Origin of the sequence: Paraburkholderia sp. GAS42 (assembly GCF_050436565.1) — a bacterium.
GTDB lineage: Bacteria > Pseudomonadota > Gammaproteobacteria > Burkholderiales > Burkholderiaceae > Paraburkholderia.
Genome location: NZ_JBNDML010000015.1, coordinates 13,936 through 30,846 on the forward strand (window position 1 = coordinate 13,936; position 16,911 = coordinate 30,846).

Consider the following 16,911-nt stretch of genomic DNA (forward strand, 5'->3'; position numbering starts at 1 on the left):
GGAATGCTCCGTCGACGTGATTCGTGTGGGGACTTGGAGTCGATCCCGCAGCGCGAAAGCGCTGCGCATCTCCGTTCGTAACCTGATTACGGCGCGTTACAACCGCAAAACTAGGCGCTTCGGGTGACGAAAAGAAGTTGGAAAGATGTCCACCACGCGATAGTCACGTGACGCAGCCGACGTCCGGCTTTTGATCTGCCTTCAAATACCCGACGTAGGTCATCGGCGAGGTTTGGCCGTCAGGCTTGTGTGCCTCAGCAGCAGTGAATCGGGGCGAAGCGTTCGAAAAATGCGCTTCCGCTCCCAGCCACGACCCGTTCGTCACAAACCTGTCACGTACCAAAATCACTATTGTCCTGCACAGAAGACCGAGGACGGAGCACTGGCGTGACGGGAACCCGCACCTGGTCGCTCCGGAAACGATATAGGGCGCTGTGGTGGAAGCCGGCCAGCCGCCGTGCAATCAGGCATGCGGCATGCCGCAGCAATCCACGGCCCCGATAAATGGAAGAGACACCTTGAAGCAACGTGCGACCGTTGTATGCCAGCGTGGAACGCATATTCTGCTGGTTCGCCAGGAACATGCCAGATGGTCATTGCCTGGCGGAAGAGCCAAAGCGGACGAAAGCCTCGAAGAAGCGGCGGTACGCGAGCTGGTCGAAGAAACTCACCTTCGTGCTCTCGGCATCAGGTACATGTTCGAGTTTGTCGGCGTACGCACGTGCCACCACGTGTTCGTCGCCCGGATTGCCGGGAACCAGTCGGCAGTGCCGGGCAGCGAGATTGCGCGTTGCCGCTGGGTCGACGTGTCGGACGTGTCCAGCTTTGCCACCGGCGTCTCGACCAGAGGCATCGTGGATATCCTTGCGATGAGTCGCCGCCCCTCACTTGCGCGGAGTCGCCATCAGCGCGCCGAAGCATTCATCCAGAACCTGGAGCTTGCGTTACAGAGTGAAGGCTTCGACAGCCAGCCGGGATTTGCCCGGCGCGCAGCATGAGGCGGCTTTCGGCCCGCTAACGGGCGCACAGCATCTCGTTTGCACCGGGAATGGATTCGATAGTGGTCGCATGTTCCGCCATTGGGACAGCGTATCGAGGCAGCTCCATGAATACGCTGACGCGGCGCACAATCTGCCAGAACACTTTTTCGAATGACCTCGTTCGCTCGGCGTGCGTCATGCCCTCCGCGAGCGGGTCTGCGAAATTCCACTTGATGAAGTGCGGTTCGCCAGGGAACGTCGGCGCATGATACTCGTCGACGCAGTCGTCCATTGCGATGACAAGGTCCATTAGCGGTGCCCATTCGCCCGTAAATTCCAGCCAGCTTTTGGGACTGAGGACTTCCAGGTCGGAAACGCCGGGCCGCAGTTGCGCAATAGCAAGCGAGTGAACCCGTGCAGCCGGCGTTGCGCCCGCGCTGAATGCCTCGAATCTGTCGCCCGCCAGTTCGCGGAGCAAAGCCTCCGCAATAATGCTGCGTGCCGAATTCTCACGACAGAGAAACAGCACCTTATATTTTCTGATCACCCCTCGTACCCCGTATCGCGCATTTTCTGGTTATAGGCGGGATTCTGCCGAGTCTGTCTTGCATGTCTGTGACAGGACCATGACCTGAGATAATTCCGCCGTCAACCCCCTGGCCGTCGGGTGGTCATGGCCATGCGGCGTGTCGTTCGGTTCGTCGAGCCACCGGCGGTCTGGCAGTCCGCGCTGGCCGCCTCAACCTACCCATCCGCGAGTCCATCATGTAAGTCGCGATGACCCAATGTTGTCACCCAATTGTCATCAACCGGGTCTAGTTTCGGGCAAGTATCCCTACGAACCTTTCAAGGAGAACGCCCATGAGATTCGCCTGGTTTGCGATTGCGGGTTTGAGTGGCGCGCTTCTGAGTGTGAGCGCTGGGGCCGTCGACGTCACCGGCGCCGGCAGCACGTTTGCGGCGCCCATCTACACAAAATGGGCCGATACCTATCAGAAGACCGGTGGCGCCAGAATTAACTATCAGGGCATCGGGTCGTCGGGTGGCATCAAGCAGGTCATTGCCAAAACGGTCGACTTCGCCGGCTCCGACGCACCGCTGAAGGATGATGAACTCGCTAAGGACGGCTTGTTCCAGTTCCCGACAGTCGTGGGCGGGGTGGTGCCCGTGACGAACGTAGCGGGCGTGAAGCCCGGCGAGCTGACGTTGTCCGGCCCCGTGCTGGGCGACATTTTTCTGGGCAAGGTCAAGAAGTGGAACGACCCCGCCATCACTGCGCTGAACCCTGGCGTCAAGCTACCCGACACCGATATCGCCGTGGTTCGCCGTGCCGATGGTTCCGGGACCAGCTTCATCTGGACGCACTATCTGGCGCAGGTGAATCCTGAGTGGAAGAGCAAGGTTGGCGAAGGCACGACAGTGAACTGGCCAACGGGTACCGGCGGCAAGGGAAACGACGGGGTAGCAGCCTTTGTCCAGCGGCTGCCGGGCGCGATCGGCTATGTCGAATGGGCTTACGCGAAGCAGAACAAGATGGCGTACACCGCGCTGCAAAACCCGGCGGGTTCAGTCGTTCGACCCTCGACGGAAACATTCAAGGCGGCGGCCGCTGGAGCTGACTGGTCGAAGACGTTCTATCAAATTCTCACCAACGAACCCGGAAAGGATGCATGGCCCGTCGTAGGCGCTACCTTCGTCTTGCTGCATTCGGTGCAGGACAAGCCCGACCACGGCAAGGAAACGCTGAAGTTCTTCGACTGGGCGTTCAAGAACGGAACGCAGGCTGCGCAGGAACTTGACTACATCACGCTGCCGGACGCTGTGGTGAACGAGATTCGGACGCAATGGCGCTCGAAGGTGAAGGATGTGTCTGGCAAGCCAGTTGCCGAGTAAACATGCAGACAAGGCTGCGTCAGGTGCTTGACCGACCCGGGCGCAACCTTGCCTGAACGCATGCAACTGGACTACGCGCTGTACGCCGGCGTTGGACAGAACGCGTACCGGAAATGCTCGCGAAGTGTGCGCGCCACAGTGGAAGGCGCGCCCATCGTTCATGCAGCGCGTCGGAAGGCTACGATTTTGCCGGGCGCCCCGTCTTGATTGTTTCGACGGCTGAAACCGCTGCCAGCAAGCGCTTATCCGGCGTCGACGCCAGCAGAAGCAGCCCGGCCCGCAGCAGCTCGCTCTTTTTCACCGAGATGCCCGCGTCCAGGCACTTCTGCTTTAGGGTCGCGATTTTCGCGTAGTCCGATTTGGGCATTGTGAAGCTGTCGCGAACTACCTTCTCCTTCTTCACCCGCTTCACTTTCTCTTCTGGGGCCGCAGCGACAGGCTTTGCTTCAACCGCCGCCGCACGCTTCTGACGGGCCACCTTTGGCGTCGCCGGTTCCGCAACCACGTCTGACTCAACAACTGTGCCGGCCGCGCCTTTTGGAAAGTGGAAAGCTTTCTTCGTCGACTTCTTGATGGTGGGCTCGTTCATAGAGATCTCCTTTTGATAAACGATATAAACAGTATATATCGTTTGTGCCTTCGCCGGCATACATATGGCCACACTCATGGGGAATGAAGCCGGCTCCGCATGGATTGCGGACCGTTACCCCGGGTTCGCTGGCTGCTTGCGGCAGGTTCCCCCAGCCAGCAAGTCGAACGGGCCGTCGTCCCCGACTCATCCAGGCGTCCAGCGATAAACAACAATGCTGGACTCGTTGTAGTTGTCTTTCGTGACCACGTACTCCCCGGTTGATCGCAGGTATGACCTGAGGCCATACATCGAATCCACGTCATTACCGACGTCCACCAGGGTGGGGCTGGTATTGATCAACGTGGTGTCCAGGCTGCCTGTGTTGAGATTGAAGGCATCGATGTTGGGCACGGTGTGTACGTATCCGACGAACAGATAATTGCCTGCTGCCGTAATCGACTTGGCGTTGGGGCGGGTGATGTTGATCACCGGATTCGGTGAGGTCTGGTTTCCTGCGCGCCAGCCGTGATACACCTCGACCCTCGTTCCGATCGACGTCCAGTCTGTGCTCCCCACAATGCCTTGCGCCAGGATCATGGTGTCGCTGTCCGCGAGGTAGATGATTCGCGTCATGGGTCGGATAGACCTCGGCGTGGAGTACGTCACCGCGGCTCCCCAGGTCGGCTTGCCGTCGGCATCAAAGCCGGTCAGCGGGTAGTAGTAGATGTGGTTCGTCCTGTCGAGGCCAGCCCAGATGTTTCCGTTGCTGTCGAGGCAGAATCCACCCGTGACCTGTGCCGTCGTATTGAACGCTGCACCCGGCAGCGACGCGTCCGGTATTGCGATGTAGCCATTGGCCGCATTGAAGTGGAAGAAGTGGAAGATCCCGGGATTCTGGCCGGATGCCACAAGGATCCGGTTTGCGCCGACGGCGGCGATTTGCGCGAAGTGCTGGCCGCGCTGGCCGTCGTTGATGTCGATTCGCGGATCGGACGGATAGTCGATCGGATCGACGGTGTTGGCCACGAAGGTTCCACCGGCTGTGCCGGTGTAGACGTTGAAGCCTCCATAGAAGTACGCGCCGTCTGTACCGGGGTCCGGAGCGGCGTTGCCTTCGAAGTTCAGTGCCTGAAGCTTCCATCGCAGGTTGCCCGAACTGTCGTAGGCGTGAATGTCAGTGTTGCCGTTGCGGCCGAGGTCCCAGGTTCCACCCCATGGGTTGTTGAGCACATACAGGTTGCCGGCGGCGTCTTTGCCGATGCCGGCAACGCGGGTGAAGCGCTTGTCGCCGACCTGGCCTTTGATTCCAGCCGTCGTGTCGAGATATCCGCCCTGAATGCCGAACGTGCCGACCTGAATCGGCCCGCCCACGATGTTGTATATCTTGATGTTCATGTCGGGCCCCTCGTCGCCGGCCATGAGCTGTCCTGTTGCCGCGTCGAAATACAGCGCGGACGGTCGGGACGCAGCGAACATCTGGATCGTGTTCAAAGGTGCGCCAGCGGGACTGAATTCGACAATCGTGCCCGCACCTTTCTGGGCAACCCAGATATTGCCGGCGCCGTCCACGGCGAGCGCGCCAGGGCCTGACACATTGATATCCCGCTGCCAGACGCCGTCGGTACTGAAAACCCGGACGCGATTTCCAGGAAAGTCGCTCGCATAAAGGAGTGAACCTGATGTCGCGAGTCCCGTGACGACATCGGCACGCGCCTCAGTCGTTGTCGCGCTAACGGGAATGACGAGGTCGCGAGTTTGACTCGTCCGGTTGTAGCGCCCCACCCTTCCACCGCCGTCCGTTCTGCTGAACTGCAAAGCCACGAAGATTGACGTTGCATTACCCGTAATGGCGCTCCCCTGAAAATCGTTGTGCAGCCCCATGGAACCCACGCTCTGGCCGTTCCGGTACAGGGCGACTCCGCCTTCGTTTTCATCCCACAACGAGGATGTATAGATGACACCCTCGGGCGCTACCCACATGGAACGCGCGCCGTTACCGACGTGGGTGGCATTCGTGCCAAATGTATTCGCCAGCCAGTCGGTGGTGTACTGCGCCTGACATGCCGGTGCAATCGTCGCGATCAGTACAACGGCAGCGAACAGGGCATGGATGCGTTTCATCACCATGATCGATGTTCTCCTGAATCGACGGGTAACCTGGACGCGTGCAATGAAATTTTCGTGAAGCCGGGCGTGGCGAATTGACCGGTTCAATTTCAGATCCGAAATCTTCCTAAAAATTCGGTGCTGGCGGCACTCCTCCTACGATACCCGCCAGAATCCCGTTTCTCATCTGAATCTCCCGCATTTGTGGAGACTGTTCGCTCGCTACTTCGGTAAGCGCCGCGATGAACGATCAGGCCCGTTCTTGACGGGGCAGCATTGCACGCGCACATTGAGGCCGTGGACACCCTGGCGCCGTCGCTGCCCGTCAAGGCAATCTCTTCGAACGGTGTGAGATGATGCGCTGGACATACTTTCGTCGATCAACATGCCAATCAACTATCTGCGCGGCTTCGCAAGCCGTGAGCGAACGGATACAACCAACCGACGCCTGGGACGCTGGCTGGCGTTCGTCGCGGGCGCTGCAAACGCGGGCGGCTTCCTTGCGGTCGGCCAGTACACGTCGCACATGTCGGGTATCGTTTCGTCGATGGCCGACAATCTTGCACTTGGCGAAATTGGACTTGTAGCAGCAGGTCTGGCTTCGCTGCTAGCGTTTCTGACAGGCGCAGCGACGTCCGCCATCCTGATCAACTGGGGGCGTCGACGCGAAGCGCATAGCCAGTATGCAACGCCGTTGATGCTGGAGGCCGCGCTGCTGCTGTGTTTCGGATTGATCGGCTTCAGGCTCGACAGTCATCATCTGCTGTCCGTGTCAGCCACGGTCGCCGTGCTGTGTTTCGTGATGGGGTTGCAGAATGCGATCATCACCAAGATTTCCAGGGCTGAGATCCGCACCACTCACGTAACCGGACTCGTCACCGATATGGGCATCGAACTGGGCAAGCTGGCCTACTGGAACGTCTCCGGTACTGTCGACGTCCCTGTGCGAGCCGACCGGCAGAAACTCGCGCTGCTGTCGTCGCTCCTCGGCATGTTCTTTGTTGGCGGGCTGATCGGCGCGGTGGGTTTCAAGCATCTCGGGTTTATCGCGACGCTGCCGCTCGCGCTCATCCTGCTAACGCTCGCTGTCGTCCCGGTGCTGGACGATATTCTGGGTAGAGCACCGCCCGAGCGCCGCTAGCCTGCTAACCCGGCATGAACATCCGTATGGCAGCGGCGCCCATGATCGCCGTCGCAAGCCAGCCGAGGAAAACCAGCGTGCGGCCTGCGGTATACACACCCATCACCCGTTTCGTCGACACCAGCACGATGATGACGACCATCAGCGGCACAGCGACGACCCCGTTGATCACGGCGCTCCAGAACAGTGCCTTCATCGGACTGACCGGCGAGTACTGAATCGCGAATCCGGCCAGCACGCTAACGGCGATCACGCCGTAGAAGCCCCGCGCGTCGTTAGCCTTGCGTTCGAGTCCCTCCTTCCATCCCATTGTCTCTGAAAGCGCATACGCTGCGGATCCTGCCAGCACAGGCACCCCGATCATGCCGACACCCAGGATGCCGAGCGCAAAGAGTATGTAGGCAAAATCTCCGGCGAGGGGCCTGAGTGCGCTGGCTGCCTGTGCGGCCGTGGTGATATCCGTGACGCCGGCAACGTGAAGCGTTACCGCTGTCGCAAGGATGATGAAATACGCGGCGAGATCCGAATACAGCATGCCGCTCCATGTGTCCCAGCGAATACGGCGCAGTTCCTTCGCGGCGGCGGGTGCATTGCCAGTGAGGAGCGCATCGGCATGTGTCGCATGCATGTCCTCAACTTCTTCCGATGCCTGCCAGAAAAACAGATAAGGGCTGATGGTCGTTCCAAACACGCCTGTCACCATCGCGGCGGCGCTGGAATCGAACGTGAGATGCGGCCAGACCGTGCGCGCGATGACCTGCCCCCAGGGGACGTGTACGATGAACAGCACAGCTGCGTAGGCAAGCAACGAAATGGTCAGCCATTTCAGGAAGAAAACGTAACGATGGTATGGAACGAACACCTGCAGGATCAGTGTGCCGAACACGAAAACGGCGGTCATCCGGTAACGGCTGACACCGGTGACGAGTTCGGCAACCTCCCCCATCGCGGCGACGTCGGCGGCGATGTTGAGCGTGTTAGCGACCAGCAGGAGCAGTACGACGCCCTGCAGCACGAAAGGCGGAAACGCTTCCTTGATGTTGGCCGCGAGGCCCTTGCCCGTCACGCGTCCGATCCGCGCGCACATTGACTGGACGGCGGCCATCAGCGGAAACGCGAGCGGCATCGTCCAGAGCATATTGAGCCCGAACTGCGCGCCCGCCTGCGAATAGGTGGCGATACCGCTGGGATCGTCGTCTGCGACGCCGGTGATGAGTCCCGGCCCCAGGCGTGAGAGTGGATGCTGTTTCAGACGGTTCCACAGGGTGCGCAAGGCAGGTACGGGTTGCGTCGCGTCGTCGGCCATCCTTCTATCTCCCGTGAAGCGGCTGCGACCCTGCTATCCGTTACTGCGTCGCGAAAAGAAATGGACGGAAATCCCTTTCGAGCGTGAAAGCGCTAGACGTTGATGGTCTTGCCTCCATCGCTTCACGATAGCGGCAGCAGCCATCTGACGACTGATCTTGATCAAAGATTGATTAACCTTCGGATTTCCACGGCCAGGATGGATAGATGCGCCCGCCGCTTTCGACGTTTTCGACACCTTTCTGACCGGCGCGCTGCTGTTCGACATCGCCGCGTTCGACATCGGCTGCGCCCGGACGCTCATCGCCACCGGGAACTTCGACAGCGCCTTCCTCGACGTCGTTCGCCGGTTCGTCGTCGCCGGTGTCTGTCTGGACCGCGGCCTCGCCCTTACCTTCGTCTTCGACCAGCGGCAGGTTCTTGCCGAACCAGGCGACCTCTGTCCTTAACGTTGCGGCATAGGCACGCCAGCCTGCCGGATTACCGGCAAAAAGCGAACGCCGCACGGCTAGCGCGAGTTGCGCGCGGTTCAGATCTTCCTCCAACAGCGCCTGTGGCCACGAAGCAAACGCACGGGTGGAGCGCTCGACGAACTCCTGCACCGGCATCTGCGGCGATATCTGGGTCAGAAGCGGGAAACGGGCCAGGGAATGGTGCGCGGCGACCAGTTCGCGCACGGCCGGCTCGTCGCGGCGGCGATGCAGAACGTCCTGTATGGCCTCCAGAACGTCGCCCAGATGAAGCAACAGGGCGCGCCGCTCGTATGCGTCTTTCATCTCTGTTCTCCCGGCACTTACCCGCGCGGCGGACGGCGAGGCTGCGCGCGCAATGCGTCGATCTGGTCCAGCAGGTCAAGCGCCAGCGCGATGCCGGGCGGATTGATCTGCAGGTCGTGCGCGAGCCGCTGCGCGGTGCGCACGCGGCGCAGCGACGCGCCGCTAAAGCGCCAGTCCTGCGGTCCGGTGCCGTCCGGGTCGAAAACCCCTTCGGCCACCCAAAGCGTCAACTCGTCTTCTGATGCACCGGTCACCCGGCACAGCTCGACGAGTGTGAACTCCACCTGTTCATCGATGATCTGTCCTTCCAGACGGGGCGTCGCAGAGTCTTTCATGATGAGTTACCCGTAGAACCGCGCGCGCGGGTCGAAATTGAACGCCTGCCGCATCGCTTCGTATGCGGCTCTTGCCGGCTCGCTGTCGGCCGAAGGCAACACGATGTTCAAGACTACGTAGAGATCGCCTGGCGGATTGCCGGGAATTCCCATCCCCTTGAGTCGCAGACGTCTGCCGCCGGCGGAATTCTTCGGCACCGTCATTTCTACCGCACCGTCCGGTGTCGGGACCGTCACCTGCGCGCCGAGCACGGCTTCCCACGGCGCGACCGGGAGGTCGATCGAGACATCGCGTCCGTCTACGTGAAAACGCGCGTCTTCCTTAAAAGCGATTTCCAGGTAGAGATCGCCAGCGGGCGCGCCCGCTCGCCCGGCTCCGCCCTGCCCCGAAAGACGCAGATGCTGTCCGGCGCGTACGCCCTTCGGAATGGAGACGTTCAGCGTGCGTGACTGCAGCGTGACATGGCCCTGCTCGTCGACAACCGGCAACTGCAGCACAATCGAACGCTCCGCGCCTCGCCAGGCATCGCGCAGATCGATGACGATCTTCGCGTGATGATCCTGCCCCATCGCGGGCGAAGGACCCGCCCGCGGATGCCCGCGGTGCGCGCCGCCGAACATCGCCTCGAAGAAATCGTCCAGGTTGCCCTGCGCGTAAGCCTCATTGCCCGGACCAGTGAACTCGAACCCTTCGTCCCAGTTCGGCGGCGGCTGAAAGTCCTGGCCGTTTTTCCAGTCACTCCCCAGCCGGTCGTAAGCGGCGCGCTTTTCCGGATCCTTGAGCACCTCGTAGGCCTCGCCCAGTTCCTTGAAGCGATCCTCCGCGTCAGAATGCTTGCTGAGGTCCGGGTGATACTCGCGCGCGAGCTTCCGGTACGAGCGTTTGATCTCCTCCTCGGTCGCGGTGCGCGCCAGACCGAGAACCTCGTAATAGTCCTTGTATTTCATCTGAAAGAGTCAGACCAAAGGGGTATGGAGGACCGCGCGTCCACACGACGCCGGCTGCATGGGATGGATTGACTTTACATGAATACGGCGCCTCACGAGGGCGCGCGGGCGCCGCCACGCCGGTCAGGTGACCAGCGAACGTTCCCAATGCGCGCGCAGCAGCCCCTCGTCGTCGCGGTAGCTGATCTCCAGATGCCCGTGGTGCGCATGCAGCATCGCCACGCCTATCCTGCGCACCATATGCGACCCCGTGGTGTGCACGACAATGTGCGTCGGATGCGCATCGATGTCCATGATCTTTTCGAGCGGATGATCCCTCTGCTCGCTGGCCGCCTGATGATTCAGCAACGCTACCACTTCGTCCCGGCGATTCAGCAGATAGTCGCCGTCGAATATGATCTCGCCCGCTGGCACGTTCTCGTGGATGCGATGACAGGCTGGGCACATCAGCTGACGCATCTCCGTGAAGGTCGCGCTCCAGCTCCAGCGACCTTTGTCGCAGATGGCTCCGCACTCGGGGCATTTCGAGGCGCCTCCTGCCCGTTTGTGCATGCGGTGGGTGTCGGGGGTATGCGCCTCAGCGTGTTTGTCGCGGTGCATCTGCGACTTTTTCGTCCGTCCCTGCATCGTGGTCATCGCCGTCGCCTTCGTGTGCTGGTTCGATTGGGCCATTGTTGCAATGGCGTGACGGAGGGCATGGCGCAATGCGCCATGCCCTCCGCACCTTTCGTTAGCAGATCAGCCGATCAGTTGATCTGCAAGCGCTTCCCGGAGCCGCATTCCGCGGGCAGGATCAGGTTTCATTCGTCGCCGACAAAAATCCAGTTCCATTTCCTCGCGTCGCGTGCCGCTCAAGGCACTTCGATGATCACCTTTAACGCGTGCGTATCCGCCGCGCGGCCGAACGTGTCATAGGCACTCTCCATCGCTTCGAGATGAAAACGGTGGGTAATCAGCTGCTTCGGATCGAGCCGGCCGGAGCGGACTGTCTTCAGCAGCATCGGCGTGCTGACGGTATCCACCAGGCGCGTGGTGATCGAGATGTTGCGATCCCACAGTTTCTCCAGATGCAGGTCGGCCTTCACGCCATGCACGCCGACATTGGCGATCACGCCGCCCGGCGCGATCAGCGCTTCGCACAATTCGAACGTGGCCGGCACACCTACTGCTTCGATCGCGCAATCGACGCCGGTCTGATCCGTCAGTTTCATGACTTCCATCACCGCATCGGCGTGGCCGGGATCGATGCAGGCCGTCGCGCCGAACCGTTTCGCGATCTCGAGCCGGTTCGCATCGCGATCGATCATCACGATCTGCGCCGGCGAGTAAAACTGCGCGGTCAGCAGCGCAGCGAGGCCGATCGGCCCGGCGCCCACAATCGCCACCGTGCTGCCGGGTTCCACCTTGCCGTTCAGCACACCACATTCGAAGCCGGTTGGCAAGATGTCGGACAGCATGACGAGCGCTTCTTCATCGGCGCCGGCGGGAATGGGATACAGGCTGGTTTCCGCATGCGGAATGCGCACGTATTCAGCCTGGGTACCGTCGATCCGGTTGCCGAGAATCCAGCCGCCGGTCGTGCAATGCGAATACATGCCGCGCCGGCAGTAGTCGCATTTCCCGCACGACGAGATGCACGAGATCAACACATGATCGCCTGGCTTGAACGACAACACCGCGGCGCCAACCTGCTCGATGATGCCGACGCCCTCATGGCCCAGAATGCGGCCCGGTTCACAGGTGGGCACGTCGCCCTTCAGGATATGCAGGTCCGTGCCGCAAATGGTCGTGCGTGTCATCTTGACGATTGCATCGGTCGGTGCCGCGAGCTCGGGAACCGGCCGTGAATCCAGCGATTTCTTTCCCGGACCGTGATACACAAGTGCTTTCATTGTCGCGCCTCCAGTGATGGAACAAAGGGTCCTCTCTGAAACGACTGTAGGCTGCAGCGCAATATGAGGGTTGACGTGCATCAAGTGTAGGCCGCTGCGCGCGCCTTGAGAGATCCCGCTTCATTGCATGTGCATGCCGCCGTTGATCGCCAGATCGGCGCCAGTGATGAAGCCGGCGTCGTCAGAGCAGGGAAACGCAACCAGCGCGGCAATTTCGTCGGGCTGGCCGCCATGATGAGCTCCTGAAACGCGAGGAAGAGACGAAGACGAAGCGCGACAGCCACGACAGCGGTATCCGACCACTGCAGGTGAACGCGTCGCCATCTCCTTGACCTGTATCAAACGGCTGGCTGTGTCTCACGCTTGATCTGCGTCAAGCCCCCGAGCAGCCGCGCTCATAGACTCCAGATGATGCAAGCCCGCCCGTCCTTTTTCTGGAGTCGCCGCAATGAGCTACAAGAGCATCGCTGTTCATCTCGACACGAGCGAACGCGCCCATCCGCGGCTCGAACTCGCGCTCGATCTCGCGAAGCGTTTCGACGCTCACATCACGGGCGTGTTTTCGGTGTTCACGCCCGATCCGCGCTCGTTCTACGTCATGGCGGGCACCGCCGGCTACTACCCCGAACACGAAAACCTTCGACAGGAACGGCGTGCGGCGCTCGAACGCCTGTTTCACGCCGAAGCGATGCGCGCGCAGGTGCCCGTGGACTGGATCAGTACCGACGAATACGCGAACCACGCCGTGCCGCGCCTCGCCCGCTGTGCGGACCTGATCGTGGCCGGCCAGGACGACCCCAACGATCCCGACGCCTATGTCGGCGACCATTTCCCCGAAGCGCTCGTCATGTCGGCTGGCCGTCCGGTATTGATGGTGCCCTATGCCGGCAACTTTCCGTCGGCCGGGTCCCGGATCACCGTGGCATGGGACGGCAGCCGCGAGGCGACGCGGGCGGTGCACGACGCGCTGCCGTTCATGCGGCGCGCAACGCTGACGACAATCGTCACCGTGAACGGCGCGAAAGGCGAGCCACCCGGTAGCCGGATTCCCGGCGCGGAGATCGCGGCGGTCGTTGCGCGACATGGCGTCCAGGTCGAAGTGAAAAATCTGGTCGTGCCGCACGCCGACCCGATCGGCGAAGCGCTGCTGTCGCACGCCGCCGATGGCGGAAGCGATCTGCTGGTGATGGGCGCGTACGGTCACGCCCGCTGGCAGGAACTCGTGATGGGCGGCGTTACTCGCTCGGTACTCCAGTCGATGACCCTGCCCGTGCTGATGTCGCACTGACGCGCTCATGCGAACACGCGCATTTGTGGTGATCGACACGGGCTCATCGAGCATCAGGTCCGCCTCCCTGGCTGCACGGACGACAGTCCGGACCGGCGGCCGGCCGCTTCGGGCGAGGCGACCGGTATCGGCGGAACGATGACGTTCAGCGTCGCTGGCGCCCCCCCCCGGCGGACGAAACTTGCCTGCCACGACCTGCGACCCTTACGGGGCCGCGCTCGCGCCGATCGGCGGCTCAGCCTCCGGGTCGAAGCGCACGAGCAGGACTGGCAGGCTCGTCAGCCGGACCAGCGATTCGGCGACGCTGCCCATCAGCATCCGCCGCCAGCCCCGGCGGCCGTGCGTGCCGATGACGACCAGTTCGGCCTCGCACTCGTCGGCCGTTCGCGAGAGCACGCTGGCGATGTCTTCGCCCCAGGCGTCGATCGCGCGGGCCACGCCCTGCACGTTGGCCTTTCGAAAGCATTCGTCTGCTTCGGCCAGCGCGGCGGTGGCCCGTTCGGACGCCTCGATGCTCGTGGGATCGTCGTCGAGGACCCCCTCCCCGACATCGACGAGTCGCGCCGCGTGTTCGACGACGCAAACGGCCGTTACCGTGGCATTCGTGACCTGCGCCAGCCTGATCGCTTCTTCGAGCGCAAGCCGCGCGCAGCCGCTGCCGTCGATCGCCGTGAAAATTCGCTTGTACATGACCGCCTCCGGGGCTTACGCCCGCTCATGTTGATGGCGCGACCGTCGCGGCCGCGTGCGAGGTTTCAGTGTGACCGCCAGTCACGGACGTAGACTTGACGCGGATCAAGCGTCGGGCGCTGTCCCGGCCGGGCGGGCAGATCCTGTACAGGCTACTCGCTGTTTCGCCTGGCACACCACGGGTAAAGCGGGCAAAATGAGGGGAGGTACAATCCGCGCCGCTCAGGCGAGGGCCTCAGACGAATTTCTCCCCTCTCCGCATTGACATCGCTCCACGTGGAAAGATCCCGGTCAGGCGAACCCGCATGGCAGTGCACAATAAGGCTCACAGCGCTCGCACGCAGCCGGAACGGCCGCGTATCGCCGCACTCGGGCAGCGACCCGGTGTGGTGGCTAGGGTTGTGTTCGTGCCGGGTGTCGCCGCCGCTGTCGGCACGCGTGCTGACCAACCATTCGGATGCGTCGTTTCGCGAAGCCTGCATGGCCGTCGCGCGCACTACTTCTTCGACAAGACCAGCGAATTCCAGTTGGCGCGAGACACGATTGAGAGAATCGCGCGCGAGCGTGTTGCTGGCGCCACTGAGTGAAGAGGAGCAGATCATGTCTGACGTTGCCGAATACCCTGTCGACGCGCCGCCTGCCCGCAACATCCCGGCGGTATCCCGCGCGCCCAACGCGGCAGGCGCCCACGCCGACGCGACACGTCCGGCGTCGCGCTGCTCCACCTGCGCGATGCGTTCTGTCTGCATGCCGCAGGGTCTCTCGCCGCTCGAATTGCTGCGGCTCGACGCGATCATCTGCTCGACACGCGTGGTGAAGCAGGGTGAAGCGCTCTACCGCACGGGCGATTCGTTCCAGAGCATCTATGCCGTGCGCGCGGGCTCGTTCAAGACGATCGTCATGCATCGCGATGGACGCGAGCAGGTCACCGGCTTCCATCTCGCGGGCGACGCGCTCGGACTCGACGGCGTCAGCACCGGCCACCACAGCTGCGATTCGATCGCGATCGAGGACAGCAATGTCTGCATCATTCCCTTCCACCTGCTCGAATCGCTTTGCCGGGAAGCCAAAGGCGTCCAGCAGCATGTGCACCGGATGATGAGCAGCGAGATCGTCCGGGAATCGGTGCTGATGATGCTGCTCGGCACGATGTCCGCCGAACAGCGCGTCGCCGCCTTCCTGCTGAACCTGTCCACCCGGCTGAAAGCACGCGGTTATTCGCCCGCCGAGTTCTATCTGCGCATGACGCGTGAGGAGATCGGCAGCTATCTCGGCATGAAGCTCGAAACCGTCAGCCGCATGTTCTCGAAGTTCCAGCGGGAAGGTCTGGTGGAGACACGTGGCAAGCAGATTCACATTCTCGATCTGGACGGACTGGCGCGGGTATGAAGTCGATCGGGGACCGGGCCGCCGGGCCGGTTCCCTCCGATGCCGGAACTCACAGCGAGGCGCTTTCAGCGCCGTGCTTCCTGATGCGACCTTAACGGACCGTCAACACCGCGGCGCCTGTCAGCCGTCCTTCGCGCAGGTCGGCAAGCGCCTGGTTGGCGTCACCGAGCGGATAGCGCGTCGTTTCGATCTCGAGACGCGTCTCGCCGGCGAGTCGCATGAAGGCGACGCCATCTTCGCGTGTCAGGTTGGCGACCGATACGACCCGCCGCTCGCCCCACAGAAACGCATACGGAAACGACGGGATGTCGCTCATGTGAATTCCGCCGCACACCACGATGCCGCCCTTCGCCACCGCCTTTAGCGCAAGCGGTACAAGCGCGCCGACCGGCGCGAACAGAAGCGCGGCGTCGAGCGGCTCGGGCGGCGTGTCGTCGCTAGTGCCGGCCCATGTTGCGCCATGGCTGAGCGCGAGTTGCTGTGCGGCCGTATCGCCTCGCCGCGTGAACGCATAGATTGTCCGCCCCTGGTGCCGCGCAACCTGCGCGACGATGTGGGCCGCCGCGCCGAATCCGTAGATGCCGATGCGCTGCGCGTCGCCGGCCATGCTCAAGGTTCGGTAGCCGATCAGGCCGGCGCATAGCAGCGGCGCGGCTTCCACGTCGGAATACTGAGGCGGCAGGTGAAAGCAGTAACGGCTATCGGCGACCGTACGCTCCGCGTAGCCGCCGTCGATCGTGTAACCGGTAAATCCCGGCTCATCGCACAGATTTTCGCGGTGAGCGAGGCAATAGCGGCAATGTCCGCAGGTTCGCCCGACCCACGGCACGCCCACACGGTCGCCGACGGCGAATCCCGTGACATCGGCGCCGGGCGCGGCGACTGTGCCGACGATCTCGTGCCCGGGAATGACAGGCCGCTTCGGATCGGTCAATTCCCGGTCGACGACATGCAGATCGGTCCTGCAAATCCCGCAAGCGCGAATGTCGATCAACAATTGTCCGGCGGCCGGTGCGGGATCCGGCACCTGCATGTCGCGTAGCAGACTCGAGCTGCCGTCGAACACCATCGCGCGCATCGCTTGCCTCCCAGATTGATCTCCAGTCGACGCCGGGAAGGCCGGGGCGAACCGGTTATCGCCGCGCCGATGACGACCGCTGCTTACGTGGCGCGTCACTCACAGAACCGGAAGTAGCCGCTACGTAACAGCACCGGCTTGCCATCGACTTCCTTCAACATCCGCTCGGCCGCGTGCTCGATGGCCGCCCGGTGCGCCTCGAACGCGGCGAGCAGGTCATCCTCGCGTAGCGACGCCGCGCCGAAATGATCTTCGAGTGCCTCGGCGGTGATCGCGCACTGGACACGCTTGCCGTTGACGACCGACGGAAACGCCAGCACAAGGTCCCGGCCGCAATAATCCGGGCGTTCCTGCGGAAAATGGATATGCATGAGAGTACTTCACTCGATGCGTGGTTCCAGAACGCGCATCCGGATCCGCCGCATGGCGAGGCGCGTGTCGCCACGCGCGACGGGCGCCTTCACACAGGATAGGCCGTCGGCGCCACACGACAAGTCGCGCCTCCCAGCGCTTGACCCA

The 16,911-nt window shown here is 62.2% G+C and carries 18 protein-coding genes and 1 pseudogene; 6 read left to right on the plus strand and 13 right to left on the minus strand.

Annotated features, from left to right (window positions below):
- Positions 1–476: 476 nt before the first annotated feature.
- The gene (locus P3T16_RS21590; protein ID WP_429343784.1) at positions 477–998 is read left to right on the plus strand and encodes an NUDIX hydrolase; all 522 of its coding nucleotides are present in this window, start codon (positions 477–479) and stop codon (positions 996–998) included.
- 16 nt (positions 999–1,014) lie between these two features.
- Here the strand turns inward: P3T16_RS21590 and P3T16_RS21595 are convergent, their stop codons facing one another.
- Complete coding sequence (locus tag P3T16_RS21595) at positions 1,015–1,527, minus strand: arsenate reductase ArsC (protein ID WP_429257494.1); 513 nt, start codon at positions 1,525–1,527, stop codon at positions 1,015–1,017.
- A 314-nt stretch (positions 1,528–1,841) separates the two neighbouring features.
- Between P3T16_RS21595 and pstS the strand changes: the two genes are divergently transcribed.
- Positions 1,842–2,873, plus strand: a complete 1,032-nt coding sequence (pstS, locus tag P3T16_RS21600; RefSeq protein ID WP_429343785.1) for a phosphate ABC transporter substrate-binding protein PstS — start codon at positions 1,842–1,844, stop codon at positions 2,871–2,873.
- Positions 2,874–3,051: 178 nt separating this feature from the next.
- On the opposite strand, the gene P3T16_RS21605 is transcribed toward pstS, so the two are convergent.
- Both P3T16_RS21605 and P3T16_RS21610 read right to left on the minus strand, forming a co-directional pair.
- A complete protein-coding gene (locus P3T16_RS21605) occupies positions 3,052–3,462 on the minus strand; it encodes a hypothetical protein (RefSeq protein ID WP_429343786.1) in 411 nt (136 codons plus the stop codon).
- A 186-nt stretch (positions 3,463–3,648) separates the two neighbouring features.
- The gene (locus P3T16_RS21610) at positions 3,649–5,571 is read right to left on the minus strand and encodes an SMP-30/gluconolactonase/LRE family protein (protein ID WP_429343787.1); all 1,923 of its coding nucleotides are present in this window, start codon (positions 5,569–5,571) and stop codon (positions 3,649–3,651) included.
- Between the two features lie 364 nt (positions 5,572–5,935).
- Between P3T16_RS21610 and P3T16_RS21615 the strand changes: the two genes are divergently transcribed.
- Positions 5,936–6,691, plus strand: a complete 756-nt coding sequence (locus P3T16_RS21615) for a YoaK family protein (protein WP_429257490.1) — start codon at positions 5,936–5,938, stop codon at positions 6,689–6,691.
- Positions 6,692–6,695: 4 nt separating this feature from the next.
- Here the strand turns inward: P3T16_RS21615 and P3T16_RS21620 are convergent, their stop codons facing one another.
- The 7 genes and pseudogenes from P3T16_RS21620 to P3T16_RS21650 form a co-directional block, all read right to left on the minus strand.
- On the minus strand, positions 6,696–7,997 hold the full coding sequence (locus P3T16_RS21620; RefSeq protein WP_429343788.1) for an NRAMP family divalent metal transporter: 1,302 nt from the start codon (positions 7,995–7,997) through the stop codon (positions 6,696–6,698).
- A gap of 172 nt (positions 7,998–8,169) precedes the next feature.
- On the minus strand, positions 8,170–8,772 hold the full coding sequence (locus P3T16_RS21625; protein WP_429343789.1) for a hypothetical protein: 603 nt from the start codon (positions 8,770–8,772) through the stop codon (positions 8,170–8,172).
- Positions 8,773–8,789: 17 nt separating this feature from the next.
- On the minus strand, positions 8,790–9,107 hold the full coding sequence (locus P3T16_RS21630) for a chaperone modulator CbpM (RefSeq protein WP_429343790.1): 318 nt from the start codon (positions 9,105–9,107) through the stop codon (positions 8,790–8,792).
- A gap of 6 nt (positions 9,108–9,113) precedes the next feature.
- A complete protein-coding gene (locus tag P3T16_RS21635; RefSeq protein WP_429343791.1) occupies positions 9,114–10,055 on the minus strand; it encodes a DnaJ C-terminal domain-containing protein in 942 nt (313 codons plus the stop codon).
- 123 nt (positions 10,056–10,178) lie between these two features.
- Positions 10,179–10,691, minus strand: a complete 513-nt coding sequence (locus tag P3T16_RS21640; protein WP_429257485.1) for a BCAM0308 family protein — start codon at positions 10,689–10,691, stop codon at positions 10,179–10,181.
- A gap of 215 nt (positions 10,692–10,906) precedes the next feature.
- Positions 10,907–11,947, minus strand: coding sequence for a zinc-dependent alcohol dehydrogenase family protein (locus P3T16_RS21645; RefSeq protein ID WP_429343792.1), 1,041 nt, complete (start codon positions 11,945–11,947; stop codon positions 10,907–10,909).
- 120 nt (positions 11,948–12,067) lie between these two features.
- Positions 12,068–12,175: pseudogene (locus P3T16_RS21650) on the minus strand (SDR family oxidoreductase); the annotation flags it as partial.
- Between the two features lie 220 nt (positions 12,176–12,395).
- On the opposite strand from P3T16_RS21650, the gene P3T16_RS21655 reads away from it, so the two are divergent.
- On the plus strand, positions 12,396–13,235 hold the full coding sequence (locus P3T16_RS21655) for a universal stress protein (RefSeq protein ID WP_429343793.1): 840 nt from the start codon (positions 12,396–12,398) through the stop codon (positions 13,233–13,235).
- A 204-nt stretch (positions 13,236–13,439) separates the two neighbouring features.
- Here P3T16_RS21655 and P3T16_RS21660 read toward each other — a convergent pair whose 3' ends face one another.
- Entirely contained in the window at positions 13,440–13,925 is a 486-nt protein-coding gene (locus P3T16_RS21660; RefSeq protein WP_429343794.1) for a universal stress protein, read from the minus strand.
- 305 nt (positions 13,926–14,230) lie between these two features.
- Between P3T16_RS21660 and P3T16_RS21665 the strand changes: the two genes are divergently transcribed.
- Entirely contained in the window at positions 14,231–14,512 is a 282-nt protein-coding gene (locus P3T16_RS21665) for a hypothetical protein (protein ID WP_429343795.1), read from the plus strand.
- Between the two features lie 13 nt (positions 14,513–14,525).
- The gene (gene fnr / locus P3T16_RS21670) at positions 14,526–15,314 is read left to right on the plus strand and encodes a fumarate/nitrate reduction transcriptional regulator Fnr (RefSeq protein ID WP_429257480.1); all 789 of its coding nucleotides are present in this window, start codon (positions 14,526–14,528) and stop codon (positions 15,312–15,314) included.
- Between the two features lie 91 nt (positions 15,315–15,405).
- On the opposite strand, the gene P3T16_RS21675 is transcribed toward fnr, so the two are convergent.
- Positions 15,406–16,392, minus strand: a complete 987-nt coding sequence (locus P3T16_RS21675; RefSeq protein ID WP_429343796.1) for a zinc-dependent alcohol dehydrogenase family protein — start codon at positions 16,390–16,392, stop codon at positions 15,406–15,408.
- A gap of 95 nt (positions 16,393–16,487) precedes the next feature.
- Positions 16,488–16,763: a DUF1488 domain-containing protein gene (locus tag P3T16_RS21680; protein ID WP_429257478.1), complete on the minus strand. Its 276-nt coding sequence runs from the start codon at positions 16,761–16,763 to the stop codon at positions 16,488–16,490.
- Positions 16,764–16,911 lie beyond the last annotated feature (148 nt).

Excerpts from the sequence above, each read along its gene's own strand:
- P3T16_RS21645 (WP_429343792.1), bottom strand. The coding sequence starts at position 11,947 with ATGAAAGCACTTGTGTATCACGGTCCGGGAAAGAAATCGCTGGATTCA.
- P3T16_RS21635 (WP_429343791.1), bottom strand. The coding sequence starts at position 10,055 with ATGAAATACAAGGACTATTACGAGGTTCTCGGTCTGGCGCGCACCGCG.
- P3T16_RS21655 (WP_429343793.1), top strand. The coding sequence starts at position 12,396 with ATGAGCTACAAGAGCATCGCTGTTCATCTCGACACGAGCGAACGCGCC.
- pstS (WP_429343785.1), top strand. The coding sequence starts at position 1,842 with ATGAGATTCGCCTGGTTTGCGATTGCGGGTTTGAGTGGCGCGCTTCTG.
- P3T16_RS21590 (WP_429343784.1), top strand. The coding sequence starts at position 477 with ATGCCGCAGCAATCCACGGCCCCGATAAATGGAAGAGACACCTTGAAG.
- P3T16_RS21665 (WP_429343795.1), top strand. The coding sequence starts at position 14,231 with ATGGCAGTGCACAATAAGGCTCACAGCGCTCGCACGCAGCCGGAACGG.
- P3T16_RS21660 (WP_429343794.1), bottom strand. The coding sequence starts at position 13,925 with ATGTACAAGCGAATTTTCACGGCGATCGACGGCAGCGGCTGCGCGCGG.
- P3T16_RS21615 (WP_429257490.1), top strand. The coding sequence starts at position 5,936 with ATGCCAATCAACTATCTGCGCGGCTTCGCAAGCCGTGAGCGAACGGAT.
- P3T16_RS21675 (WP_429343796.1), bottom strand. The coding sequence starts at position 16,392 with ATGCGCGCGATGGTGTTCGACGGCAGCTCGAGTCTGCTACGCGACATG.
- fnr (WP_429257480.1), top strand. The coding sequence starts at position 14,526 with ATGTCTGACGTTGCCGAATACCCTGTCGACGCGCCGCCTGCCCGCAAC.
- P3T16_RS21625 (WP_429343789.1), bottom strand. The coding sequence starts at position 8,772 with ATGAAAGACGCATACGAGCGGCGCGCCCTGTTGCTTCATCTGGGCGAC.
- P3T16_RS21640 (WP_429257485.1), bottom strand. The coding sequence starts at position 10,691 with ATGACCACGATGCAGGGACGGACGAAAAAGTCGCAGATGCACCGCGAC.
- P3T16_RS21610 (WP_429343787.1), bottom strand. The coding sequence starts at position 5,571 with ATGGTGATGAAACGCATCCATGCCCTGTTCGCTGCCGTTGTACTGATC.
- P3T16_RS21630 (WP_429343790.1), bottom strand. The coding sequence starts at position 9,107 with ATGAAAGACTCTGCGACGCCCCGTCTGGAAGGACAGATCATCGATGAA.
- P3T16_RS21605 (WP_429343786.1), bottom strand. The coding sequence starts at position 3,462 with ATGAACGAGCCCACCATCAAGAAGTCGACGAAGAAAGCTTTCCACTTT.
- P3T16_RS21680 (WP_429257478.1), bottom strand. The coding sequence starts at position 16,763 with ATGCATATCCATTTTCCGCAGGAACGCCCGGATTATTGCGGCCGGGAC.
- P3T16_RS21620 (WP_429343788.1), bottom strand. The coding sequence starts at position 7,997 with ATGGCCGACGACGCGACGCAACCCGTACCTGCCTTGCGCACCCTGTGG.